The organism is Francisella sp. 19S2-4, from assembly GCF_036281795.1.
Classification (GTDB): domain Bacteria; phylum Pseudomonadota; class Gammaproteobacteria; order Francisellales; family Francisellaceae; genus Francisella.
Genome location: NZ_JAWUZH010000002.1, coordinates 1 through 25817 on the forward strand (window position 1 = coordinate 1; position 25817 = coordinate 25817).

Genomic DNA, 25817 nt, shown 5'->3' on the forward strand with positions numbered 1-25817 from the left:
GAGTTGTGCAATATATTTGCGGAAGTTTTAGGGTTAGATAAAGTTGGTGTTAATGATAATTTCTTTAGAATAGGTGGGGATTCTATAGTAAGTATTCAGCTTAGCTCAAAGTTACGCCGTAATGGAATAGATTGTAGTGTAAGAGATATATTTGATTATCGTACAATAAGTAAGTTAGCTAAGTATTTAAGTTCTAGAGAAGAAATAGAATCTAAGATAATTCAAGAACAAGGAATTCTCGAAGGGGAGCTTGGTTTATTACCGATACAAGAGTGGTTCCTTGATCGAGTAAATAGTGGTGAGTTTAAAGCTTATAATCATTGGAACCAGTCATTCTTGGTCAAGGTTCCGGAGTTAGATGTATCTAGGCTTAATGTTATAGTTGAGAAGCTGGTGTCACATCATGACATATTGAGAACTAACTATGTTAAGCAAGATGCTGGTTATACTCAAGTATATAGATCAAGTATAGATATTCCTGAATTAAGACTACTAGATGTAAGTAGGTTATCAGATAAAGCTATAAGCAAAAGGTTAACTAAGTGGCAAAATAACTTTGATATACATAATGGACCATTATGGAGTATAGGATATTTACACGGGTTTAAAGATGGTAGTGCGAGGATATATTTTGCACTACATCATTTAATAATAGATGCAGTAAGTTGGCGTATATTAATAGAAGACTTTAAATCACTTTATAATAATGAAGAGTTATCAGCAAAAGGAACAAGTTATAGACAGTATATAAATTTAGTTAAAGAATATGCAGATAATAATAAACATCAATTAGATTATTGGAATAATATATTAACTAATATTCCAAGTTATCCAGAGATATGTAGCAAGCCTTGCCGAGGAGAGGTTTGTCTAAATAAATCTCAAACAGAGAGTTTATTACAAAATGGTAATAAGGCTTATCATACAGAGATAAATGATTTATTACTTAGTGCATTAGGATATGCACTTAGAGATATAAACCGGAGTGATATCCAAGTTATTACATTAGAAGGTCATGGTAGGGAGCATATCCAAGAAGGGGTGGAGTTAAACTATACAGTAGGTTGGTTTACCACGATGTATCCTGCACTATTAGAGATTAAAGAAGATCTAGGTAGTACAATAAAGCACATCAAAGAAAGTCTCAGATCTATACCTAATAAAGGGATAGGCTTTGGTAGTTTTGCTCAATCAAGCAATGAAATAGATTTCAAGCAATTACCAAGAGTAAGCTTTAACTATTTGGGTCAATTTGATGGTAGAGAAGGATTATGGCAGTTAGTATCTGAGAGTAGTGGTATAAACATGAATTTAGATAACCAAGATCATAATATTATTAATATCAATGGTCTGGTGGTTGATGGTCAGTTAAGTTTCTCAGTAGTGACACAGTTAGGCAAAAAGATTACAGATAAGTTAGCTAGGACATTCCAAGAGAGTTTAATCCAGATACAAGAGCATACACAAAGATTAGTAGATCAGGGAGAAGAATATTATACACCTAGTGATTTATTGAACTTCAAACCTTATGAGGTATTTGGGGATACCAATGAAAATGTTATATTTATTTTTCCGCCAGCTGAAGGAGGAGCAGAAAGTTATTATAATAATTTGATACCAGAATTATCAAAAACCTATAAGGTTATTGCTTTTAATAATATTTTCTTAGAAATGATAAATAACTTAGATCAAAATGTAAGTGAATATATTTCTATAAATGAATTAAAAAAATATTATTTGTCATTAATCTTGAGAGACTTCGCCAATGTTAAAACAGCCATATTCTTAGGATGGAGTTTAGGTGGTGTAATAGCATTTGAAGTTTGTAAAAATTTGCAATCTAATATGGAAATAAAATCTCTTTTACTTATAGATAGTATTTTTAGGTATGAATTGTGTTTAAAAAAGCTAAATATTAAGGATTATAAAAATATAAATTATAGATATGCGCTAAATGTAAATAAAAATGAGAAACTAAATTTTCCAATTTCATTGTTTAAATGTATGAAATTAAAAAGAAATTTACCTACTTTTGGGTTTTTTAATTATTATAAAAATATTTATGACAATCATCTTTCTAGTTTAGCTAGTGCGACTAATATTTATATAATTGAGTTAGAACAATCTAACCATTATGATTGGGTAAAGAATGAAAGAGATATTACTTCTATTATAGATCATATAAAATTGAGATAATTTAATCACGACAAAACAATATTTTTGGATGAGTTTTAAGCTTATTTATTACTTTTGTCAAAGCAAGTAAATAATCAAGCAGATTTATCAAGCTATCAAATAAACCCAAAGGCTAGAGTTTTTCAATATCGTTCGCCCTTAGCTATAAGCAGGGCGTTAGACAGAGCCGATATTTGATTAACTCTTCGCCGCTTCCCCAAGAATTTGGGGAATGCGTAATGCTTCGCATGATTTAATACTTAGAAACGCTATTGTAAAAGATTTATATAGCCTCAGGGCTATCTAAATCAACTAGCGTTTCTGATGAAATTTTCAAAATATTTGTTTGTTTTGAAAAGAAATTGTTTGTTTCAATATATTTTATTGAATATTTTTATAGCTTTAAAAATTAGACCTAGTGACCCTTATATGCACCTTGATAATTTATAGTATTTTGGGGTAGAGGGCTGAAAGTATTGAAATTACTGGTACTCGCAACTGGATTATAACTATTAGCTAAAACCTTTACAAGTAAAGGCTTTAAGTTTTTTTAAAAAATACAATGTATCCATTTGGATACCAAAATATATTATTAACTCATTTATAACCTATAAACTTAGCTATTATTTGAAATAGATGTTTACTCCTTCTATTAGATAATAATAAATCTATTTCCTTTTTTTAATCAGTGATATCGTGACATCGTGACAAACTATAGTCAGTATATTCACTGTTATTTTCATAACATCCACTTCTGTGTAAAACGAATAGTGGAACTTGTGAGAATGTTTGAAATTTATAATTTCTAACATTCATAGCAAGTAAAGACCATAGGTCTCTAAAAAAGTTACTCAAAATAATTTGAAAATAAGGAAACATTTTTTTTGGTATACATGGGAATATTGTGAATGTGATCACAACCATTAGCAATTAACCAAGTCCTAGGCGAACTAAAAGGATTAAAAAATGAAAAAAATAATAAGATTAAAAACTGTGATAGAGATGACAGGATTATCAAGATCAACAATCTATGATTATATAGCTAGAGGATTATTCCCCAGACAAATCACATTAGGGGAAAACTCTAGAGGTTGGTTATATTCTGAGGTCGATGAATGGCTAGAAACTCGCATACAAAAAAGATATGAGGTGGAATGTCATGAGTAGTTTGAAAGAAGCTCAAATAATATTTGAAGAATTATCTAAATTAGATGATCTTCAATATGAAAGAGTGTATAAAGATAAAGCAAAAGAACTTGAAGTAAGCACTCAATTTTTAAATAAAAAAGTTGAACAGATTAAAGCTCAAGCTATAAAAGAAAATGATGACATTGTTGAGAGTGTTGATTGTTTTGATGGCTCTGTTTGTGGAGTTGAGCTAGCTGACCAAATTGAGAATATATTTGATAGATATGTATTTCTACCAGAAGGAGGTAATACAGCTATTACATTATGGATCATGGGAACCTATGTATTTAATTCATTTAGAATATTTCCTAATCTATCTATCACCAGCCCTGAACGCAGATGTGGTAAAAGCTCTACTCTTGATCTAATCGAAGCATTGGCTAATAAATCATTACTTACGAGTAATATCACACCAGCTGCGATTTTTAGGCTAATTGAAAAGTATCAACCTACTTTACTTATTGATGAAGCTGATACTTTTGTATCTGGTAGGAACGATGACATGATAGGAATTATTAACTCTGGTCATGCAAAAAATAGAGCCGTAATTATTCGGACAGTTGGTGATAATTACGAATCAAAGAAATTTTCTACTTGGTCACCCAAGGTATTTGCATCTATAAAGCCATTACAAGGAACAGTAATGGACAGATCTATTGAAGTACGACTTCGTAGGAAAACTATACATGAAATTGTAGATCGGTTACCAGTAAATTTTAAGGATCAGTGTTTAGAAATTCGCACTAAACTTTTAAAGTGGGGAGTGGATCATCAAGATGATATCCGCTTTGCAAAAGTATCTTTACCGCGTATTGAAAATGATCGTGCTATGGATAATTGGCATCCACTATTTTGTATTGCGGAGAATTTAAATAGTGGTTGGCTTGATAAATGTATCAAGGCTTACAAGGTCATTACATTTAACCGTGATGAGAAAACTCATCAAATACAACTACTCGAAGATATTGCAGAAATATTTGAAGTTACAAATTACGAGCGTATTTTTACAACTGAGCTAATTTCACATCTCATACAGATGGAAGAAAGACCTTGGGTTAGTTGGCTCCATAGTAAACCTATAAATGCAAATGCTCTTGCTAAAATGTTAGCAGGATTTGAGATTTATTCTTCAACTCTTAGACGAGATTATAACCGTAAAAAGGGCTATAAACGTACAGACTTTGAAGACGCATTTAATAGATATTTATGCCGAAATAGCTAGATAGTTAGAAGTAAAATATAATAAGCAAAGCATTAGCTTTGGGTGAGTTTTTAGATGATTTATTGACTTTTATCAAAGTAAGTAAGTTATCAAATATAGTCAGTTATAAACATAACACTATAATATTGTCTAGATTTAACCTAGTCAGTTAAATAGACATTTATATAGCTATTTTAATGTTTATCTATTTATGTTAATTAGTATACTAACTAACAAAATAACTAAACTAGTGTAGATAATTACTTTAAGAGTATACTCTCAAAGCCTTTATCTACTTATGTTTTATTACTATAAATCTTCTTAGCATAATTGGCAGAACATTTACAAATAAAACATCCCACCCGTCTGTACTTCGTACGCGACTAGTTCCATAGAACCCGTACGCGACTAATATATCAAAGATAAAAGTCTTATAGCGAACCTATGAAACTAGTCCCCTACTAAGTAGGACTAAGTTTTTCAAAATCGCTACGCAATTTCAAAAGAACCAGTCCAACTAAGAACGGAACGGGTGGGGGAGTTTTCTCATTACATCGCAAAGAAAAACTAAGCTTATTTGTATCGCAAAAATGCAATACAAACGAGCCAGTTTATTCTAATGCTTGAATGATTTTATTCTATAACTTCGAGAGCATATCCACTTACTGTGGATTATCTCTCGTTATATGAACGGGATAAAAATGATGCTTTGGCATGGTATTTTAACCCTTATTGTAGATTTAAAATTTTTATCTAAAGATCGTGATTTATTATGAATTTAAATCTATTCTTATAAGGTTCAAAGTTTAATTTTCTTTTGTCTGGTGTTACAAATTCATGTGTTTTATCAAATATTTTTTTTACTACTTCACTTTGTTTCGAGGTAAGAATATATTTGATTCCAGCTAGTTGATTCTTTTGTATAGCTTCTATGTGACCACCCCAAATTTCCATATATCGATTTGGGGTTTTTGGAGTTCGCTCTACTTCAATACCAATATTAACATTTTGAGTATCAGAAATTTTTACAGTTTCTATTAAGTCAACACGACCCTTACCTCTAACACCTATTTTATCGTTTGGAGCAGGTATACATTCAATCCCTTTATTTCTTTTTAATGTCGCATAATTTTGACATTGTAGCCAGTGAAATAATGTTCTTTCATTAAATCTACTAGGGTGAAAGACCTTACTTCTCTCTGTTATGCCTAATTCACATAAGCCAAGCCATGATATTCCAACCACCTTTTCACGAGGTGCTGGTATTTTATGCTCATTTATTAGCTCTTGTTTTATATATCGATTTAAAGCAGCTACAACTGTTGGATATTTTATGTTTAATGCGTTTGATATTGTCCTAGGTGTAGAGTATTTATATTCAGCTAGATAAGATAATATTTTTTCTTTAGTTATACTTCCTTGTTCTATTAACGATTTTTTACTGATCATCACTATTACCCCATATATCTAAATCTTTAACGCTATTGTCGTGTTTATTTTCTTTTGTAATTACATTTTTTTGAGGTGTTTTAATTTCATTATTTATGTCTAAAGCTTTTTCTTGATTAACTGTATGTATATTTTTTTCTTCAAATGTTTGAGTTATGTTGAAAGTATAGTCTTTTGTTGGTATATAGTAAGTAGATATCTTTTCATATTCCTTATCTTTAAGTAATTGTGGCGCTAATAAAATCATTGTTTTCTTGTCACCATTAGCAATTTCATTAGGTGTTAATTTATAATCTACATGTTTTGTATATTTTCTATCTCCAGATGTTTCAGTTCCACCATTAAGTTGAGCTTCTTCATTTTCAAAAGCTTTGTCGTATGTGGTTTGCCCACCTCTTTTTTGAACTATCTCTATAGTTTCTGTATCTGATGTATTACCTAATGCAAAAATATGCATATTGTCTAATAATTCTTTCCCATAAGCTTTATTATTCATTGCTTTGTTAGGACTCGTTTCAAAGTTGCTAAACGCTTGAAAGTTCACCATTAGAGTGGTTTTGAAATCTCGAATAGTTGCTAGTTGGTTCATTACGGCAGTAGTCATAATAAATTTAAACTCATCCAAGAATATACATTTTTGTAGATCGTTATATTGAATCTTTTTTGTGATAGTTTGAAATAATAGCCTTAATATTAAACTACTAGCAGGGTTTTCTTTTGCACTATTAGCCCTGATATATAAAACAGCATTATCATGCAATATATCCTGTATAGTAGGGGCTTTTGTAGAATTGAATACTTTATATCTTGCTAAATTATATAGCAAAGCTTTTAAATCTTCGTTTTCTGATAAAAGTTCTATGTCATAATCATCACAAGCTTTAATAATCTCAGCTGGTGTCATACCTTGTTTATAAATGTGTTCTGCTATTGTGATTAATGCAGTTTCAGTTCTTTGAGCATATACTCGAGCATTAGTTTGTTTTTGAGGCTCTAACTCCATAGCAGAGCTTATAATCGTTTCAAAATCAATATTATTAATACCTGCAAATAACTGTATCTGTGGTAATCTCGTATCAATATCTATAACATACATTTTTTGGTTTGTATTTTTACACTCTTCAGCACATAGGTTATAAAGATACTTATCTGGTTTAACATCGAATATAATATTTTTAACACCATATCGAATAAATTGGCTCAAAAACAATCTAGTTTGGACGCCTTTACCAGCACCTGTACCTCCTGTTATACATACGTGACCATCTAGGCTTTCTATTAGATTTGTATAGACAGGTTTTTTATACTCATTTAAGCCATGAAACAATAAGCCTTCCTTATAGTATTTTAAAGGGTTAAATTCACCGCAATGCGTTCTTCTAACTTCAGGATTGTATTCTTTTTTGCCAGATACTTTATATATGTATTCATTAGATATTTTGTTTAGTGGGTTTAATATCTTTTGTTCTCTGATTCTATTTATAAAGATATAATCTAATAAAATAGTTATTCCAAATAGTATAAAAAATACAATAACACTAGGAAAAAATATTTCCAACTTAAATGTATCTAGCCTATCTAAAAAATAGGCTAAACCAAAAGTTGTCATTGATAATGCAATACTTACAAAATAGTAAATCCATAGAAGCCAAAGCATTATGTATCCAATGGTTATTCCTGCTGAATAAATATAAGGTAAAGTATGGCTTTTTTTGAAGTTGTAGATTTTGTAAAACATTAAGTACAGAGCACAACATAATAACGAAAAAAATATTATTTGAGAGTCTGATTCAATGTTTATTAGGTGATTATATACATGGTAGAATAGCATGTCCAATAGATCATTTAGTCCTTCTGTTATCTTATAATTCATATTATTTTGTTTATTTTTTGTATATAATCATTATAACAAAAAAGCACCCCCTAGGGTGCATTAAATGTGAAACTTTGATTGTGATATGAGAGATATAGAAAAAACACGAAAAACAAAGAAGGCATATAAAGAAAAAAATGCGAAAAATCTACATTTTGAGTTTTATCAAAAGGACTGGGACTTATATGATAAATTTATGTCGCTACTGGCTAAGACCAAAAACGATAAATTAAGAAAGTTATTTAAATTAGCTGAAAGAAAAAGCGTATCAATTAGCTCAAACACAAAAGAAAATTCATTAATATTTAACTATAGGCATGGAGAACTTGGAAATATGAAAGGTGGTTTAGTAGTTTGTAAGAATTTAGATTTAGATGATATCAAGCAAGCTTTAGAGTATCTAACTCAAGATAAGAAAACATGGGGGAGCAATAGCGATTATGATGAAAGTAGGCAGGGTAAAGAACAAAAAATATATCAAGACCCATACGGAACTATTCATATAGAAAAGGGAGATATAGAAATTTTATTGTCTGTAGATGAGGCAAAAAAAATTTTAAATAGCGATATGACGCTCGGATTATGATCAAAATAATCTATTACATATTTGACTTATAGTGATGCTTAGTTATCAAATACTTTGCTGTTTATGCTCATCTAAACACTATCAAAATATCTAGCTCTGCTAATCTATGAATACTTTTAGTTAATCTAAAAAATAATTTAATCATAACTAATGATATGTGGTAGCGGTTTGAGTTAATACATTTGAGTTTAGTAACTTATAGATTTTTCATTTTTCTTATTGAAAAGACCGATTTATTCCAATAAGGTAATGACTAACTCTTCTAAGAATAGATCTCTTTTATTTTACTCTCCATTCTAGGACTAATTTTAAAGTCTTTTGATGTGATCATACTTAATGCTACATAAGGCTTACTATTGCCACCTTTTGGAAGACCAAGCTCTTCTTCTATATCATTTTCTAATACCACTGAAGTACCTATATTCGCATCAATTATATCTATAATGTTTTGTGTGGATTGATTTGCTGAAGCAATAGCATCTTTCTTTTTGTGAGCCTGATGATCTCGATCATAAACAACAATATAAGGGATAGAAAACTTATTCATAAGCTTAATGTAAAGAGGAATGCTATCTTTTGAACCACAATCAATTAATGTATATTCGTACCTAAATACCCCTAGGGTTTTTGCTAATAATGGAAACACTGTTTTTTCGGTAGCTCCTTCTAGTAGCACGACTTTACTAGCAAAGAATAGCTCTCCACGATCAGGATTTATCCAGTAAGAGAGATTGAAGTCTTTTTTTGAATCTCCTTCAAATAAATCTTCGGTACATTGCTTAACCTTAGTTCCACGTTCTTCATTATCCTTTGTTGCTATGTAAATAGACTTATAGCGTTCAACGTCGATAAGGCTACTTGAATGCGTGCAGAGGATCACCTGACTTCCCGACTCAGACAAAGAAACGAATGAGTCAAATAATGACCTTTGTGCTTGAGGATGTAAATAAAGCTCAGGCTCCTCGAATATAAAATATCTAGAATTTGAAGATTTTCTATTTCCTTGCTCTTCTGAAGATTTTGATTCAGCAAGAGCTTTTTTAGCAACCACCTGTATTAATGCAACTGTCAGAGCTCGTTGCAAACCATGACCTTTTCGTTTTATATCCGTTCTAACGCCATCATCAACCCAAACCTGAGTATTTGCTTTAAATACATTCTCAATATCAGGAGCTGTTACCTCAATATCTACTTTTGTTCCCCACGCAACTAGCTCGTTGGTTAACTCTTGCTCAAAGTCGCATAATTGTTTAGGTCGTTCACTATTACTTTTACCTTCGTGGTCTTTTTTGTTTAAGGTGGAAAATAGTTGCCTTAACCTTTCCTTTGTTTCTTTCCAATCATTATTATGCTCGGACATTGAAGCCACGACATCAGCATACATTTTTCCAAAAATAGTAGAGTCTTTAGAGGAAAAATCATCAGAAGCTTCCTTTAGAGCAGGTATAAAGTAGACCTCGCCAAATATCCCCTTCGCGACACTTTTCAACCCAAGAAAGTTTGTTGTCTCAAGTTCAAAGGTAAATTGAATATTCTCCCTGTTATTTTGTATGTATTTATTTTGGGCATCGACTATGTCTTGCTTATTAATTCGCCCAGAATCAGGAATATAAGGGTGCAATGGTAAACTAGAAGCAAGTTCCCTTTTTGTGTAAGCAGAGGCATTGGCTTCTTGAAGCCAGTCATCTAATGGATTTTCTATGTATCCTTTATATTCAAAACTGCCACCCAAAAATGCCGTTTTTCTTACGATTATTTTTCCTTCAGAGGTTAAATACTTTTTGAAAGTGGTTTTATCTGATTCATCAAGATCACCAAACTGAATTTCTACAAATAGTTCAGCAGAGCCAGAATAGAAATCCAGATCTTGTTGTTTTATCTCACCAAAAAAGAATAATACAGAAGATAAAAGATTAGATTTTCCATGGTTATTCTGACCAATGATAATCATTAGGTCTTGTGCTTTAAGCTTTTCTTCTTTTACAGATCGCCAGTTTTTAATCCATATACTTTCAATTTTCACTATTTTTGACTCTAAAGTTGCTCATAACTTAATTATATTAAACGATTAATATTATGCCAACAATATTACTTTCTATATCTAGTACTCTTACAAAACCAAAAAATCTACTCATACCAGCCCAATAGCACTAACATAATCACTACTAAAATCAGTCTTTCTAACTTCTAAAAACATCTAGCTTTGCTAATCCATAAATACCTAGATAACCATTGCCTAGCCTTGCTAATGCGATGAGTAAAATAAGCTCTTCGTTTGTGATTTTTAATTAATACCTTTTGTAACTGTAATACACCAAACCAGTTTGCCAATACCATATAAAATCAAGGTTTTGCCTGTGAGTTCCACCGTGATTTTCTATGTTTTGTAATTGGTTGTCCTTCAAGTTGTTGTAAACAGTGAAAGCAAAAGGAGCAAAAAATGACAATAAACTACGAGCCTCAAATTTATATCGCATGTTTAGCAAGCTATAACAATGGTATTCTATATGGTAAATGGGTTAACGCAAACCAAGATGTTTCCGTTTTAGAAGAAGAAATTCAAGAGATTTTAGCAGATTCGCCTATGCCAGATGCTGAAGAATGGGCAATACATGACTATGAAGATTTTGGTAATCTAAGTTTGTCAGAGTATGAAAGCTTAGAAACTATTTCTCAAGTAGCTCAAAACATTGTAGAACATGGTGAGCTTTTTATAGAAGCTTATAAGTATACAAATAGCATTGATGAAGCTATCGAAATGATAAACGATCGTTTCATAGGTTTATATGACTCAGTTGAAGACTATGCAGAAAAAACTACTGATATTTCATCAGTTCCAGAATATCTAAGATACTATATCGACTTTGAATCTCTAGCTCGTGATATTGAGTTATCAGGTAATATCACAACCTTTGCAGTTGATAATCAAGTAGCCGTTTTCTTCTAAGGTCTCAAAACATTTATTCAATCATTCAAATCTTTTATCAAAATAAGCTACAATATAAGTAGACATACATTCTTATAATAAATCATGAGCGAAGAACAGAAGAAATTACTAGAGCAACAGCTTTGGAATATTGCTAATACACTTAGAGGTAAAATGGATGCAGATGAATTTAGGGATTATATTCTTGGGTTTATCTTTTATAAATACCTATCAGAAAAAATGGAAGCATTTGCAAATGCTCTAGAGGACGGACTAGTTTATTGTGAAGTTACAGATGAAGAAACGCTAGAAGCTGTAAAAGAAGAAAGTATCAATGAGTTAGGTTACTTTCTGAAGCCGAATGAGTTATTTCATAATGTCGCTAAAAAAGGTGCTCAAAAAGAAGACAACTTCATATTGGAAGACTTAGAAAAGATTCTTACTAATATCGAGCAAACTACTATGGGCTCAGCTAGCGAAGATGACTTTGTACATCTTTTTGAAGATCTAGATTTAACATCTACGAAGTTAGGTAAATCAACTAATGCTCGTAATCAGGTAGTAGCTCAAGTACTAAGTCATTTAGATAGTATTGATTTTAATGTAGCAGATAGAAATAGAGATATTTTAGGCGATGCTTATGAATATCTAATCGGACAGTTTGCCGCTGGTGCTGGTAAGAAAGCAGGAGAGTTCTATACACCTCAACAAGTGTCTAAGATATTAGCTAAACTAGTGACTGTTGGTAAAGCTCGTCTAAAGTCAGTTTATGATCCTACTTGTGGTTCAGGTTCTTTACTATTAAGGGTAGCTACAGAGGTAGAAGATGTTACAAACTTCTATGGGCAAGAGTTAAATAGAACTACATATAACCTAGCTCGTATGAATATGATAATGCACGATGTTCATTATGCTAAGTTTGATATCAAACAAGATGATACGCTAGAGCATCCGCAACATTTAGATAAAAGATTTGAAGCTATAGTAGCTAATCCGCCATTTAGTGCTAAATGGTCAGCTAATAAGTTATTTTTAGATGATGATAGATTTAGCCAATATGGCAAGTTAGCACCTAGCTCTAAAGCTGATTTTGCTTTTGTCCAGCACATGATTCATCAATTAGATGAGAATGGTACTATGGCTATAGTTTTACCGCATGGGGTTTTATTTAGAGGTTCAGCAGAGGGACATATTAGAAAGTATCTTATTGAAAATAGAAATTACTTAGATGCTGTAATAGGTCTACCAGCTAATATATTTTATGGGACTTCAATTCCTACATGTGTTTTAGTATTTAAAAAGTGTCGTGAAGATAGTGAGCATATACTTTTTATAGATGCTTCAAATGATTTTGAAAAAGCTAAAAACCAAAACTATCTAACAGATAAGCATGTAGAGAAAATCATAGATACGTATGCAAATAGAAAGACTATAGATAAATACTCATATCTTGCACCGATGTCAGAAGTAAAAGAGAATGACTATAACTTAAATATTCCTAGATATGTAGATACTTTTGAAGAGGAAGAGCCTATTGATATAGATAGTATTTGTACTCAGCTAAAAGATATTGATACTGAAATAGCAAACAATGATCAAACCATTAAACAATATTGTGATGAGCTTGGTATAGCTACACCATTTTAGGAGATAAAAATGAGCGATATACCAAAGCTAAGATTTAAAGAGTTTAGTGGTGAGTGGGAAAATAAGACACTCGGAGATGTGTCTAATAACGTTTTATACGGCGTTGGTTGTGCAGCTACTACTTATGATGGTGTAAATAAGTACTTAAGAATAACAGATATTGATGAGTCTTCAAGAACATTTGTTCCTAACCCATTAACTTCACCTGATGGATTAATAGAAGAAAAGTATAAACTAATTAAGGGAGATATAGTATTTGCTAGAACTGGAGCAAGTACAGGAAAAAGTTACCTTTACAATGAGAGAGATGGAAATCTTATATATGCTGGTTTCTTGATAAAGTTTCATATTAACAAAGCAGACCCATATTTTGTTTATGCTAACACTTTTAAAGAACATTATAATAAATGGGTACAAGTTATGTCTATTCGTTCTGGGCAACCTGGTATTAATGCTGAGGAGTATAAAAGATTACCATTGCTCTTACCTACCAAACCCGAACAACAAAAAATAGCCTCATTTTTAACATCTGTAGATAAAAAGATAGAGCTACTAACTCAAAAAGAAAAACTACTCAAAGACTATAAAAAAGGCATTATGCAGAAAATCTTTAGTCAAGAGATTAGATTTAAAGCTGATGATGGTAGTGAGTTTCCTGCGTGGGAAGAAAAAGTATTTAATGAAATATTTGAAAGAATTACTTCAAAAAATAAGGAAAACAATCTAAATGTTTTGACAATATCTGCTCAACAAGGTCTTATTAATCAAGAAACTTATTTTAATAAATCAGTTTCAGCAAAAGATTTATCAGGTTATTATTTATTGTATAAAGATGATTTTGCATATAATAAAAGTTATTCAAATGGCTATCCATTAGGAGCGATTAAACGATTAAAAAAGTATAACAGAGGAGTCGTTTCAACATTATATATTTGTTTTAGAACTAAGAATAATAATGTTTCTTTTTTGGAGCATTATTTTGATAATGGAGGTCTAAATAAGGAAATTCATAAAATAGCTCAAGAAGGAGCTAGGAATCATGGATTGCTAAATATTAGTGTTGTCGAATTTTTTAATGATATTCATATAAGTATTCCATGCTCAGAAGAACAAACCAAAATAGCTAACTTTTTATCTGCTGTTGATAGCAAAATTGAGCTAGCAACTAAGCAACTAGAGGATACCAAAGAATTTAAAAAAGGACTGCTTCAGCAGATGTTTGTGTAGGAGATAAAATTGTACTTTTTAGAGTCTGAAATTATAGGTTTTTTTAATAACTTCAAAGGTTTAGAGGTCATAAGTAATAATTGTCTATACTCACCAATTCAAAAGTTTAGTCTTATAAGAGACTCTAATTTAAGACTTATACTAGAAACTGAATCTAAAATAAGTTCAGCGACAAAAGCTAAAGATATTCCTCTAGGCAAAGTATATATGAATGATAGTGAGATTGTGCTAAAAGATAGATGTTCGGCTAGGAAAGTGTCTCTAAATGGAATAAATTCTTATTCTATAAATGACAATAATGATAGAAGGTTGGAGAAGTCATATATAACAAGTATTGAATCTATAGTTGATGAAAAAGAGTTAGATGAGAAATATTTAATAGAATTTGTTTCTAATGTAAGTGATTATTTTATTTTTCCAGATTTTGTGGAATTAGAAGGATCAAACAAAAGTATATTAAAAATTAATAAGATTGAGTTTGAAAATAATACAAAAAATAAATCAAGTTATAGAAATTGCTTAAAAATATGTATAAACGACATTTCTATGCATATATGTTCATACACACATAATAAACATAAGTATGAATATATATTATATGATAGAGTTCTTTCAAATGAAGAAAGAAGGAAAATAGTTAATTGTATTTCATTTATTATTGGGAAACCTATATTAAGTTTAGGCTATGTCACTTATTCAACTAGTCAAGAGCTAGTTAATTTTAAACTTAATCAAGGTTATGACTATAAAGGAGCTTTTAACCTACCTACTTTACCTCCAACATTGTTAAGTAATAGCTCAGTAAATTTAATTGATTCTAAAATATTTCAACAACATTTTATCTCATTATATAACTCTTACGATGAGTATGATTATTCTCATTTATTTTGGTTATATTGGCATGCTTCTTGTTCACATTTTTATAGTGCGTCAGTGCAGTTTGGAGCATGTATAGAATCATTACAAAAGAAGTATTTAGATAAGCATAGTAGTGTTAAGATATTTGAATCCAAATCAAACTGGAAAACGTTCAGAAGTCAGGTTTTAAATATAATAGAAGAATTAAAAATATCTGAAGATCAAAAAAAATTGTTAATAGGAAAAATTGAAAATGCAAATGTATTACCACAGAAATTACAGCTAAAAAAATTCTTCAATGAGTTAGAAATGGAGCTTTCTAACTTGGAACTCAACACATGGGATCAAAGGAATATTCCAGCTCATGGCAAAAAAGTAGAAAATAATATAGATTATATACGAGGTATTAAGATATTAAGAACCCTTGTTAATAGAATTATATTAAAAATATCAGGAGTAGGTGAATACTACTTTGATTATTATAATTTGGGGCAAGACAGACAATATAAACTTTCTTATATTAAAGATGGTATTAAAGAAGAGTCTAATTAAAACATGTGCACAGAATCAGAACTACAATTAGAAAATAAACTAATCAAACAGCTTGTTGATATGGGTTATGAAAAAGTCCATATTACTAATGAAGAGCAATTAATAGCCAACCTTAAATCACAATTAGAAAAACATAATGAGGTTGTATTTAGTGATTCAGAGTTTCCTAAGATTCTAAACGAACTTAGAAAAGGGTCTATTATTGAGAAAGCTCAAAAGCTCCGCGAAAAATATTCTCTAATTAGGGATGATGGCACAGTCAAATATATTGAGTTTTTAGATGTTGTAAATTGGTGTCAAAACTTCTTTCAAGTTACTCATCAAATTAGCCAAGAAGGTAAATACAAAAATAGATACGATGTTACTTTATTAATTAATGGTTTTCCTTTAGTTCAAATAGAGCTCAAAAAAAGAGGCTTAGAAATCAAAGAGGCATTTAATCAAGTAAATCGTTACCAAAGACATTCATTTGGTTTTAATAGTGCTTTGTTTAATTATGTTCAGATATTTGTAATTAGTAATGGTGTAAATACAAAATACTACGCTAATAACAAAAAGCAAAGCTTTAAACAGACATTCTACTGGGCTGATGAAAATAACAAGCTAATGACTAACCTAGCTCAGTTTACTAAGTATTTCTTAGAGAAATGTCATATCTCTAAAATGATTTGTAAATACATAGTTATATCAGAAGTTGAAAAATGTATGATGGTTTTACGACCATATCAGTATTATGCAGTTGAGAAGATTATAGATAGAGTTAAGAACTCTAATAAAAATGGTTATATCTGGCATACAACGGGTTCAGGTAAAACACTAACATCATTCAAAGCAGCTCAAATATTAGTTGGCTTAGAAGAAGTTGATAAAGTTGTATTTGTGGTTGATAGAAACGATTTGGACTCTCAAACTACACAAGAGTTTAATAAGTTTGCAGAAGGCTCGGTAGATAGTACAGATAATACTAAAATACTCGTAGATCAGTTTTTAGGTAAATACAAGGATAAAAAAGGTACTCATAAAACAACTGACCTAATTGTCACAACGATCCAAAAACTTAATACAGCTATCAACAAGCCAAGATATTTAAGCAATATGGAAACTATCAAGGATAAAAAAATCGTATTTATCTTTGATGAATGTCATAGAAGCCAATTTGGTAAAACACATACGAGCATTACTAAATTCTTTACTAATTGTCAGCTTATCGGCTTTACAGGTACGCCAATTCTTGAGAAAAATGCTACTGTAAATCAGTACGGTAAACGCACAACTGTAGAGCTTTTTGATGAGAGGTTACATAAGTATGTAATTACCGATGCTATATCAGATGGTAATGTTCTCAAGTTCGCTATTGAATACATCCAAACCTTTAAAGAAAAAGATACTGATAGCGATGAGCAAGTAGAAAATATTGATACTCAAGAAGTTTATGAAAGTGATGAGAGAATATCTAAGGTAGTAGATTATATTATTGCTAATCATAGTCGTAAAACTCATTCAAAGAAATTCAATGCGATATTCTGTGTTGGTGGTAGTAAAAAGAGCACTGATGTTTTAATCAAATACTATGAGCAATTCAAAGCAAAGAAACATGACTTAAAGGTAGCTACTATATTTAGCTTTTGTGCAAATGAGGATGATAAGGATGCTAATGGCATTAATAAAGAAGATATTGATATAGATCCAAAAAATATTAATGCCCATACTCGAGAAAAGCTTGATGAATATATCGAAGATTTTAATAAAATGTTCAATACTAAACATAGCACCAAAGATAGCAAATCTTTCCAAGCTTATTACAATGATGTATCCAAAAAAACAAAGAAAAGAGAAATAGATATTCTCTTAGTAGTTAATATGTTTTTGACAGGCTTTGACAGTAAAACTATTAATACTATTTATGTTGATAAGAACCTAAAATATCATGGTCTGATACAAGCATTTAGTAGAACTAATCGTATATTAGATGAGACTAAATCACATGGTAATGTAGTCTGCTTTAGAAATCTTAAACATAATACCGATGAGGCTATAGCTTTATTTTCGAATAAAGAGGCTGAAGATGTTATCTTAATGAAACCTTATGAAGAGTATATTAAAGATATTAATAAGCAATATGAAGAGCTTAATCACATAGCACAGAAACCTGATGATATTAATACACTAGTTACAGATCAAGAGAAGCTGGAGTTTATCAAAGCATTTAGAAATATTATTAGAACTATGAATATTCTAACTGGCTTTACTGACTTTGATTGGCAAGATATTAAAATACCTGCTCAACTATATGAAGATTTTAAATCTAAGTATTATGACTTGTATGATGATGTTAGAAGTACAAAAGATGAGGCTAGTAAGGTATCTATTCTTAAAGAGATTTCTTTTGATTTAGAACTTATTCAAAGAGATGAGATAACTATTAGCTATATCTTACAACTATTAGCAGAATCTCAAGAGAGTGCCACTAAACAAGAGCAGAAAGACAAGCAAGATAAGATTCTCAAAGATATCGCTAATACTCCTCAGCTAAGAAGCAAAAAAGAGCTTATTCGTAAGTTTATGGAAACAGCTATGCAAGGTCTTAGCCCAGATGCTATCGAAGATGCTTATGATGAGTTTATGGAGCAGGAAAGACAAAAAGAAGTATCTCAACTTGTTGAAGATGAAAAGCTAAAAGCAGATGCTCTTACTAACCTTATAGATAACTATTTGTATGAAGAGCGTAAACCTCGTAATCAGGAGATAGTAGATGTATTAGAAACTAAACCAACACTTAAAGAAAGAAAAACTGTTGTTGAGAGAGTTTTTGGTAAGGTGCAAGATTTGGTTGAGAGGTTTTATAAGTGATAGTGATATTTCTCATACTAAAAAAGTTATTTGTAGGTTTATAGAAGCAGTTGCCAAAGGTGCATGTAAAGTTTGAGACTAGGATTGATAAACAAAGTTTATTAGAGGTATTAAAAGTAGAGATGGTAATAGCCTTTTATATCAGTGATAAAATGGGTTTTGATTTTAACAAGTACGCTCAATATTACTTTGCTTTAAGGTATAGAATTAGTGAAATGAACATCGAATTAGATGAAAGTATTAAATCTAATATTACAAATTATCTTTATTCTCATACTTTTATGTCGTCAGTGTTATATATCCAAAAAGAAGTCGAAGATAATAAATTAAGAGACTCTTTGACACATTTAGACGATATTGTTGAGGGAATATTTTTTAAACAATTTGAGAGAGAGTTTGTAAATATTTATGGTTTTCTCAATTGGTATGCAAAAGATTATGATAGGTTTCCTATTTCAGATTACAAATATGAGCAAATAAATTTTACTAAGTACAATCTAGAAAAAACATGCTATAGTAATTTTCTATCAGGTAATGATACCAATTATTTAACGATTTCTAGAGTAAGCAAAACTTACTTTCAAAGGCTTTCTTGTATAGCTGTACAAAATAGTTTTTCAAAAGAATATGATTACAGTATAGTTTGGAAATTTTTTGGTTTCTCTATACAAAAATTCTTAGAAGATGGTAAAAAAAGAAAGCTTAAACTACCTTCATATACAAAATACAAAAATTTAGAGTTATCTCTGAGTCAAATTAGAGATATATTGCTTAATAGATGGCATGCTTTCTGTTGCATTGAAAATACTAGGATTACTATTTCAGATTCGTTACGAAAGAAACAAAGTAGTGAGCTTTCATCAGGCGAGTTGCCATTAGTCTATTTAATGACTAGAAGTTCTCTAGAAAATCTTTTTACCTTTTTTGATAGTATTTATAATGACCCTATTAATGCAAAGTTTAATTACTATGAAAATGAAATATGCCACATATCGAATTTACTTGGGGATATAAATCAGACTAATAAAATTGAAGATAGAATCTGTACCTCAAACATTAGTACAACGCAGGCGACTCTAAAAGCATTATTTGGAGCTTCTTCTGAAATGACTAATGGACAATATAAAAAATTATCAATGGAAATATATAAAAAGTTTGAGTGCTTTTTTGATGAGTTCTTTGATAATAAAAACTTAGAATGTGATCATAACATTATAGCTAAAAATGTATCTAATTTTTGGATTAATAAAAACCACTTATTCATGTTAGATTTATTCTTATTGAGTAAAATTAGTAACCTAATATTTACTAATGATCTTCGAAAAAATATATCTTTATCGATAAGTTGGAAGAAGGAAAAATATTATAGAAATCTTATTTTAAGATTTAATGAATTGTATATAAAATGGCTATCACATGCTTCAGAGTTAGAATTAACAAAATCTAAAAAATCAAAGTAGAAAATATGTCACGGTGTCACGGTTAAATAGCTATTCTCCAGAACTTTTCAGATTATCTATCCAGTCAGCATATATTTGCATTATTTTAGTTCTTTCTCCTAATTTTTCGGAGAAATTGTAGCTAGCTCTAGATTTGTTAGTGTCTGTGTGAGCAAGTACAAGTTCTATTGCTAAACTACTAAAGCTATATTTATCTTGTAGCTCATGAACAATAGTACTGTAGATATGCCTAAAGCCATGGAGTGTCTGTTTTGGCTTTTCTATACCATTATATCCCATAGTTCTAATGGCTTTAGATAAAGATTCATAATTTATATGATTATTATTTCTATAAAAACTAGGAAATATATATTTAGATCCAAGATTTAATTCTTTGAGCTCTTCTATTATTTCCTTAGCCTGAGATGACAGACAAACTATATGATTTTTACGCATTTTCATTAGCTGAGCAGGTATTGTGATTCTGGCATTTTCAGAATCATAAAATTTCCATTCAAGTGATACTAATTCAGCCGGTCTTAAAACTAGATACGGTAATAGTTTCAGAGCAAGCCTACTAACCACATTACCTCTCGTATAATTACTTATGTTTAGAAACAACTCTCGTAATAACTCTTTATCATGTAGAGGACTTATATGAGGCATAGCTTCAGCCCTATACTTAGGTAAAGATATACTTATATCAATAGTTGGATTATGCTCAATGATTTGATGATGAATTGCTAATATACAAACACCTTTAAGTATAGAAAGCACTTTGTTACGTGTAGCCCCTTTATCAGCTAATGGCTGTAAAACATCTAAGCAATCTTGTCGTTTTATAGTTTTAATATTTCTATTACCGATTACTGGAATAACATGATTTTTTGAAATATTAGTTATTTTTTTAATAAAATCTTCAGAGCTTGAGTTTCTTCTCTGAAATTCTATATATTCTAAAACTAAATCTTTTACATAAATGACAGTTTTGGCTTTAGATCGATATGAAATATCCTCACCAGTATCTAAAAGCTCTTTCAGTTCCATTCGTATTTTTCTTGCATCATCTATACTAATAGCAGGATATGGACCTATACCTAACCATTTCCTTTTCTCATTGAAGACATATCTATATTGCCATGTCTTATTACCATATTTATCGACTCTTAAATACAGCCCAAGAGCATCAATAATTCTTTGTTCTGTTTTTTTAGTTTTTATTTTATCTATTTTCGTTGTAGTTAGCATTTTACTCTTACGGCTCCATAGGTTGTTTTATTACAATCTAGAATACCATTTGGATACCATTTATCCAGAATCGCACTATATAGGGCTGGACGAGACTAGAAAATATTTTCTCTGAAAGCCTTTGTTTTACAATGTTTTGCGAATATTATTGGAAGTGAATGGAAATAAAAGTGGTACTCGCAACTGGATTCGAACCAGTGACCCCTACCATGTCAAGGTAGTACTCTAACCAACTGAGCTATGCGAGTATTTAGAACGACATTATAATAATATATCTCTCAAAATCAATACTATTTATAATAAAAGTATCTAAATTTATCTAAATTTAATTTCTATATTTTTCTAAATGATTTAGAATATAGCAAAGTTATTAAGTACCTATAAGTTTTTGTTATATGAATGTTGCTAAATTTAAAAAAATTCTTAGCACAGGTTATTGGAGTGATTTTTATATTTATCCTATAGCTGCTATTATTTTTTTTGTTTATGGTTTAAAACTACTTGATTATAATTTAGAGAAAGTAGCCATACTATTTTTAATTGGTATTATTCTTGGATCATTTATTGAGTATTTTATTCATAGAGTCCTTTTTCACCATTGTCCTGTATTCAAAGAGCTTCATCAACTACACCATGATAAACCTATTGAGCTTATAGGTAGTCCTACCTATGTATCATTACCAGTTTATACAGTGTCTGTTTTTGTTCCTTTATGTCTAATAACTAATATAGCTTATGCTAGTGTTATTTTTAGTGCGTTCTTATTAGATTTACTTCTTTATTTTATAGTTCATCATACTACACATCATGTAAGGTCTAAAAAAGGATCTATATTACATTGGTATAAGAGATATCATGCAACACACCATCAGAATCCAAGTATAAATTTCTCTGTAGCTTTTCCTATTTGGGATATTATTTTCCGTACTAAACAAAAAAAATAACTTTACTAATACTGATTGTTATTTGTATCAATTAATATATCATTTAACAAATATTTCTATAAATCATATTTTCTATGCAAAAACATACATTTTTTGTTAGTTGCGCAAAGGGCATCGAACTACTGTTAAAAGACGAATTACTTAGATTAAATATCACATCATATGAAAAACTAGCTGGTGTTGAATTTGATGGAACACTAGAACAAGCTTACAAAGTTTGTATATATTCACATCTAGCTAGTCAAGTAATGCTAAAAATAGCTACTGAAAAAGTAACTAATCAGCAGAGTTTATATAACTTTATATATTCTATAAATTGGATGAATTATTTTGATGTTGATAAAACTTTTAAAATTATAATTTCTGGTAAACATTATGATTTTAATAATACAATGTTTGTCTCGCAAAAAACAAAAGATGCTATCGTAGATCAGTTTCGCCAAGAAACAAATCTACGTCCAAATATTGATACGGAAAATCCTAATAATGTAATTAAGCTTCATTTACATAAACAATTTGTAAATGTGTTTTTATGTTTAAATATAGATAGTTTGCATAAGCGTAGTTATAGACAATTTCAAGGTCAAGCTCCTCTCAAGGAATCTCTAGCTGCTGCAATATTAATAAAAGCAGGGTGGTTAGATGAACTAAAAAAAGATCAACCTATACTTATAGATCCTATGTGTGGTTCAGGGACTATCCTTATCGAAGCTGCACTTATGGCAAAAAATATTGCTCCTGTTCTATTGAATAAAAAATTCAAAATATTTGACTCAAAAATTCATGACGAAACTCTTTGGAAAAACCTTATAAATGAAGCTAAGAAAGCTCAAATATCAACTAATGCAATCATACAAGGTTATGATATCGATAATAATGTTTTAGATAAAGCAGAGAAAAATATCTATCAAGCAGATGTCGATGATATTGTAAATATAAAACGTCGTGATATCCGAGATCTTGAGAATGAATTTGATGGCGAAGGGTTAATCGTTACAAATCCTCCATATGGTGAGAGATTATATGGTGATCAACTTGATGAGCTTTTAGATATTTTTAATGGTTTTGGTGATAGATTATCTCAAGATTTCTACGGCTGGAATGTAGCAATCCTTACAAGTTTTGCTGACTCAATTAAAGAAATGCAACTACGTACTACAAAGCGTAATAAGTTTTATAACGGAGCAATCGAAACGACACTATATCAGTTTGATATAAATGAGCATGCAAAATTTAAGCACGAAAGCCAACTTGATAAAAATATTCGCCTAGCTGAAGCAAGTGCACAAAAATCTGATGAACATATAGATTTTTCAAATAAGCTTAAAAAGAATCTTAAAAGTTTAAAACCCTGGTTAAAGCAAGCAGAAATTGAATGCTATCGTTTATATGATGCTGATATTCCAACTTTTGCCGTTGCTGTTGATATATATGGAGAGCGCGTATTTTTACAAGAGTATCGTGCAGATGCAACTATAGATCAAAATATTGCTAAACAAAGATTTTATCAAGCTATATACCAAATTCATAAAACTCTTGATATCAAGTATGAAAATATTCATACCCGTGTACGTCAACGTCAAAAAGGCAAAGATCAATATCAAAAAGAAAATGATAAAAATAACTTTCATATCATTAACGAGTTTGATGCTAAATTCTATGTTAACTTTGATGATTATTTAGATACTGGTATTTTTCTAGATCATCGCAAAATTAGGCAACTAGTTGCTAAATCGGCTAAAAATAAAACTCTACTTAATCTTTTTAGTTATACCTGCACAGCTAGTGTTCATGCAGCTCTAAATGGCGCTAAAACTACTAGTGTAGATATGTCTAATACATATCTAGAGTGGAGCAAGAATAATTTCATACTTAATAACATTAATCCTAGAAATCATAATTTTATCCAAGCTGATTGTATTGGCTGGCTAAAAGCTAATACTGAGAAATTCGATGTTATATTTTTAGATCCACCAACTTTCTCTAATTCAAAACGTATGGATGACATTTTAGATGTTCAAAGAGACCATGAATTACTTATAAATTTAGCTATGGATTCGCTTAAGAAAGATGGAGTATTATATTTCTCAAATAATTATAGACGTTTTAAAATGTCTCAAGAAATTATTGATAAATTTAACTGCGAGAATATTGATAAGAAGTGCCTATCTAGAGATTTCTTATCCAATAAAAATATTCATAATTGTTGGGAAATTAAATATCGCTAATACTATTAATAGTTTAGCCAATATTATCTATATGTGTTAAAATCAAGCCAGCATTAATAATTTTTCTAAAAATACATCTGATGGGACGACTTCAGCAAAACTTAATTTACGCAGTTATCTTAGTGGTAATTTTCGTTATTTGTATATATTTTTTTACTTTCAATCGTAAGTATGAGGTAAAAGGAATATTTTTACCTGTATACTCTACAGAGTTACCTAAAACAGACCCGAATAATATAAGGGTTTTTAATTTACGTTATGAGAGTGATACTAAAGGTAATATAGGTCAGATTAGAACATCAGTACATGTAAGTAACCAAAAAGATTTCCAAAAACTATGTGATGAAAATTTACATAAAGCAATACAACTAGCAGCTGATAATGGTGCGAATGAGATTAAATATGTTTGTTTATATCCAGAAGGACAAATTAGTGAACTAAGTACTGTTTCATTAAGAGCTTATGCTTTTAGGGACTAATAATACAATGAGAAAATTAAATATAGTTTTTGCAGGAACTCCTGATATTTCTGCACAAGTTTTGAAAGACCTATATAAAACACAACATAATATTCAAGCTGTACTTACACAACCAGATAGAGAAAAAGGGCGAGGTAAAAAAGTTCAGTTTTCGCCAGTTAAAGAAGTTGCTTTACAGCATAGTACTCCTGTATTTCAACCATTATCTTTTAGAAAAAATCCAGAAGTTTTAGAAGAGCTAAAAAGGTTAAATCCTGATGTGATTATAGTTATAGCATATGGAATAATAGTGCCAAAAGCATTTTTAGATATCCCAAAATATGGTTGCTTAAATATCCATGTTTCGCTATTGCCAAAGTGGCGTGGAGCAGCTCCAATACAAAGAGCTATTCAAGCAGGAGATGATAAGACTGGTATTTGTATTATGCAAATGGATGAAGGCTTGGATACTGGAGATATCTTGAATATTTTGGAAATAGATATCAAAGATACTGATACATCAGAAACTCTTCATGATAAATTTGCTAGTTTATCAATACAGCCACTAATAGAAACTTTAGATGATATTGAAACTATTAAGCATAAGCCCCAAAAAGGTGAACCTACATATGCTCACAAAATTACTAAACATGAAGGTTTGATAGATTTCGCTAAAACTTCTTGGCAGATTAGCTGTCATATTCGGGCATTTACACCTTGGCCATCTGCATTTTTTATATTAGATAATAAAACTATAAAAGTAGGTGATTTTGAAATATTAGAACAGTCATGCAATGAAATATCTGGGACTATACTAAATATTTCAAAAATAGGTTTTGATGTTTGTACTAATGATAAGGTTATAAGATTTAAGCAGCTTCAGTTTCCTAATAAAAAGATGTTAAGTATAGCTGATATTTTAAATGGTAAAGATTTGAGTAAATATAATGGATATAAAATAGGATAGG

General features: G+C 30.3%; 18 protein-coding genes and 1 tRNA gene. 14 read left to right on the forward strand and 5 right to left on the reverse strand.

Features of this window, described 5'->3' with window-relative positions; all coding sequences use genetic code 11:
* The 3 genes from R8535_RS00510 to R8535_RS00520 form a co-directional block, all read left to right on the forward strand.
* Positions 1-2196, forward strand: a 2196-nt coding sequence (locus R8535_RS00510) for a condensation domain-containing protein (RefSeq protein WP_329495666.1), incomplete at its 5' end; no start/stop codon positions are given.
* A 945-nt stretch (positions 2197-3141) separates the two neighbouring features.
* Complete coding sequence (locus R8535_RS00515) at positions 3142-3342, forward strand: helix-turn-helix transcriptional regulator (RefSeq protein ID WP_329495665.1); 201 nt, start codon at positions 3142-3144, stop codon at positions 3340-3342.
* Positions 3335-4585: a DUF3631 domain-containing protein gene (locus R8535_RS00520; protein ID WP_329495664.1), complete on the forward strand. Its 1251-nt coding sequence runs from the start codon at positions 3335-3337 to the stop codon at positions 4583-4585. The genes R8535_RS00515 and R8535_RS00520 overlap by 8 nt, the downstream gene beginning before the upstream one ends.
* Positions 4586-5317: 732 nt before the next feature.
* On the opposite strand, the gene R8535_RS00525 is transcribed toward R8535_RS00520, so the two are convergent.
* Positions 5318-6013, reverse strand: a complete 696-nt coding sequence (locus R8535_RS00525) for a helix-turn-helix domain-containing protein (RefSeq protein ID WP_329495663.1) — start codon at positions 6011-6013, stop codon at positions 5318-5320.
* On the reverse strand, positions 6003-7670 hold the full coding sequence (locus R8535_RS00530; RefSeq protein ID WP_329495662.1) for a helicase HerA domain-containing protein: 1668 nt from the start codon (positions 7668-7670) through the stop codon (positions 6003-6005). The genes R8535_RS00525 and R8535_RS00530 overlap by 11 nt, the downstream gene beginning before the upstream one ends.
* Positions 7671-7971: 301 nt before the next feature.
* Here R8535_RS00530 and R8535_RS00535 point away from each other — a divergent pair, with 301 nt between their 5' ends.
* Positions 7972-8472 carry a hypothetical protein gene (locus R8535_RS00535; RefSeq protein WP_329495660.1) on the forward strand — a complete coding sequence of 167 codons (501 nt, stop codon included), beginning with the start codon at positions 7972-7974 and terminating at the stop codon, positions 8470-8472.
* A 262-nt stretch (positions 8473-8734) separates the two neighbouring features.
* Here R8535_RS00535 and R8535_RS00540 read toward each other — a convergent pair whose 3' ends face one another.
* Positions 8735-10495, reverse strand: a complete 1761-nt coding sequence (locus R8535_RS00540; RefSeq protein ID WP_329495659.1) for an AAA family ATPase — start codon at positions 10493-10495, stop codon at positions 8735-8737.
* A 417-nt stretch (positions 10496-10912) separates the two neighbouring features.
* Between R8535_RS00540 and R8535_RS00545 the strand changes: the two genes are divergently transcribed.
* From R8535_RS00545 to R8535_RS00570, 6 genes are all read left to right on the forward strand, one after another.
* Positions 10913-11419, forward strand: a complete 507-nt coding sequence (locus R8535_RS00545) for an antirestriction protein ArdA (RefSeq protein ID WP_329495658.1) — start codon at positions 10913-10915, stop codon at positions 11417-11419.
* Between the two features lie 84 nt (positions 11420-11503).
* On the forward strand, positions 11504-13045 hold the full coding sequence (locus R8535_RS00550) for a type I restriction-modification system subunit M (protein ID WP_329495657.1): 1542 nt from the start codon (positions 11504-11506) through the stop codon (positions 13043-13045).
* A 9-nt stretch (positions 13046-13054) separates the two neighbouring features.
* A complete protein-coding gene (locus R8535_RS00555) occupies positions 13055-14272 on the forward strand; it encodes a restriction endonuclease subunit S (RefSeq protein WP_329495656.1) in 1218 nt (405 codons plus the stop codon).
* A gap of 9 nt (positions 14273-14281) precedes the next feature.
* Positions 14282-15682: a hypothetical protein gene (locus R8535_RS00560; RefSeq protein ID WP_329495655.1), complete on the forward strand. Its 1401-nt coding sequence runs from the start codon at positions 14282-14284 to the stop codon at positions 15680-15682.
* A 3-nt stretch (positions 15683-15685) separates the two neighbouring features.
* Positions 15686-18532: a type I restriction endonuclease subunit R gene (locus R8535_RS00565; protein ID WP_329495653.1), complete on the forward strand. Its 2847-nt coding sequence runs from the start codon at positions 15686-15688 to the stop codon at positions 18530-18532.
* Positions 18533-18591: 59 nt separating this feature from the next.
* Positions 18592-19992, forward strand: coding sequence for a hypothetical protein (locus R8535_RS00570; RefSeq protein WP_329495651.1), 1401 nt, complete (start codon positions 18592-18594; stop codon positions 19990-19992).
* A gap of 30 nt (positions 19993-20022) precedes the next feature.
* Here the strand turns inward: R8535_RS00570 and R8535_RS00575 are convergent, their stop codons facing one another.
* Complete coding sequence (locus R8535_RS00575; RefSeq protein ID WP_329495649.1) at positions 20023-21219, reverse strand: tyrosine-type recombinase/integrase; 1197 nt, start codon at positions 21217-21219, stop codon at positions 20023-20025.
* 171 nt (positions 21220-21390) lie between these two features.
* Positions 21391-21467: transfer RNA gene (locus tag R8535_RS00580), tRNA-Val, on the reverse strand.
* Between the two features lie 147 nt (positions 21468-21614).
* Here R8535_RS00580 and R8535_RS00585 point away from each other — a divergent pair.
* The 4 genes from R8535_RS00585 (at position 21615) to fmt (ending at position 25816) form a co-directional block, all read left to right on the forward strand.
* The gene (locus R8535_RS00585; RefSeq protein WP_329495647.1) at positions 21615-22163 is read left to right on the forward strand and encodes a sterol desaturase family protein; all 549 of its coding nucleotides are present in this window, start codon (positions 21615-21617) and stop codon (positions 22161-22163) included.
* A gap of 74 nt (positions 22164-22237) precedes the next feature.
* On the forward strand, positions 22238-24391 hold the full coding sequence (rlmKL, locus tag R8535_RS00590; protein WP_329495645.1) for a bifunctional 23S rRNA (guanine(2069)-N(7))-methyltransferase RlmK/23S rRNA (guanine(2445)-N(2))-methyltransferase RlmL: 2154 nt from the start codon (positions 22238-22240) through the stop codon (positions 24389-24391).
* An 80-nt stretch (positions 24392-24471) separates the two neighbouring features.
* Entirely contained in the window at positions 24472-24870 is a 399-nt protein-coding gene (gene fvfA, locus R8535_RS00595; RefSeq protein ID WP_329495643.1) for a Francisella virulence factor A, read from the forward strand.
* A 7-nt stretch (positions 24871-24877) separates the two neighbouring features.
* Positions 24878-25816, forward strand: coding sequence for a methionyl-tRNA formyltransferase (gene fmt / locus R8535_RS00600; RefSeq protein ID WP_329495641.1), 939 nt, complete (start codon positions 24878-24880; stop codon positions 25814-25816).
* Position 25817: the final 1 nt, after the last annotated feature.

Excerpts from the sequence above, each read along its gene's own strand:
- R8535_RS00525 (WP_329495663.1), bottom strand. The coding sequence starts at position 6,013 with ATGATCAGTAAAAAATCGTTAATAGAACAAGGAAGTATAACTAAAGAA.
- R8535_RS00520 (WP_329495664.1), top strand. The coding sequence starts at position 3,335 with ATGAGTAGTTTGAAAGAAGCTCAAATAATATTTGAAGAATTATCTAAA.
- R8535_RS00565 (WP_329495653.1), top strand. The coding sequence starts at position 15,686 with ATGTGCACAGAATCAGAACTACAATTAGAAAATAAACTAATCAAACAG.
- R8535_RS00545 (WP_329495658.1), top strand. The coding sequence starts at position 10,913 with ATGACAATAAACTACGAGCCTCAAATTTATATCGCATGTTTAGCAAGC.
- R8535_RS00535 (WP_329495660.1), top strand. The coding sequence starts at position 7,972 with ATGAGAGATATAGAAAAAACACGAAAAACAAAGAAGGCATATAAAGAA.
- R8535_RS00530 (WP_329495662.1), bottom strand. The coding sequence starts at position 7,670 with ATGCTTTGGCTTCTATGGATTTACTATTTTGTAAGTATTGCATTATCA.
- R8535_RS00555 (WP_329495656.1), top strand. The coding sequence starts at position 13,055 with ATGAGCGATATACCAAAGCTAAGATTTAAAGAGTTTAGTGGTGAGTGG.
- R8535_RS00550 (WP_329495657.1), top strand. The coding sequence starts at position 11,504 with ATGAGCGAAGAACAGAAGAAATTACTAGAGCAACAGCTTTGGAATATT.
- R8535_RS00515 (WP_329495665.1), top strand. The coding sequence starts at position 3,142 with ATGAAAAAAATAATAAGATTAAAAACTGTGATAGAGATGACAGGATTA.
- R8535_RS00575 (WP_329495649.1), bottom strand. The coding sequence starts at position 21,219 with ATGCTAACTACAACGAAAATAGATAAAATAAAAACTAAAAAAACAGAA.
- fvfA (WP_329495643.1), top strand. The coding sequence starts at position 24,472 with ATGGGACGACTTCAGCAAAACTTAATTTACGCAGTTATCTTAGTGGTA.
- rlmKL (WP_329495645.1), top strand. The coding sequence starts at position 22,238 with ATGCAAAAACATACATTTTTTGTTAGTTGCGCAAAGGGCATCGAACTA.
- R8535_RS00585 (WP_329495647.1), top strand. The coding sequence starts at position 21,615 with ATGAATGTTGCTAAATTTAAAAAAATTCTTAGCACAGGTTATTGGAGT.
- fmt (WP_329495641.1), top strand. The coding sequence starts at position 24,878 with ATGAGAAAATTAAATATAGTTTTTGCAGGAACTCCTGATATTTCTGCA.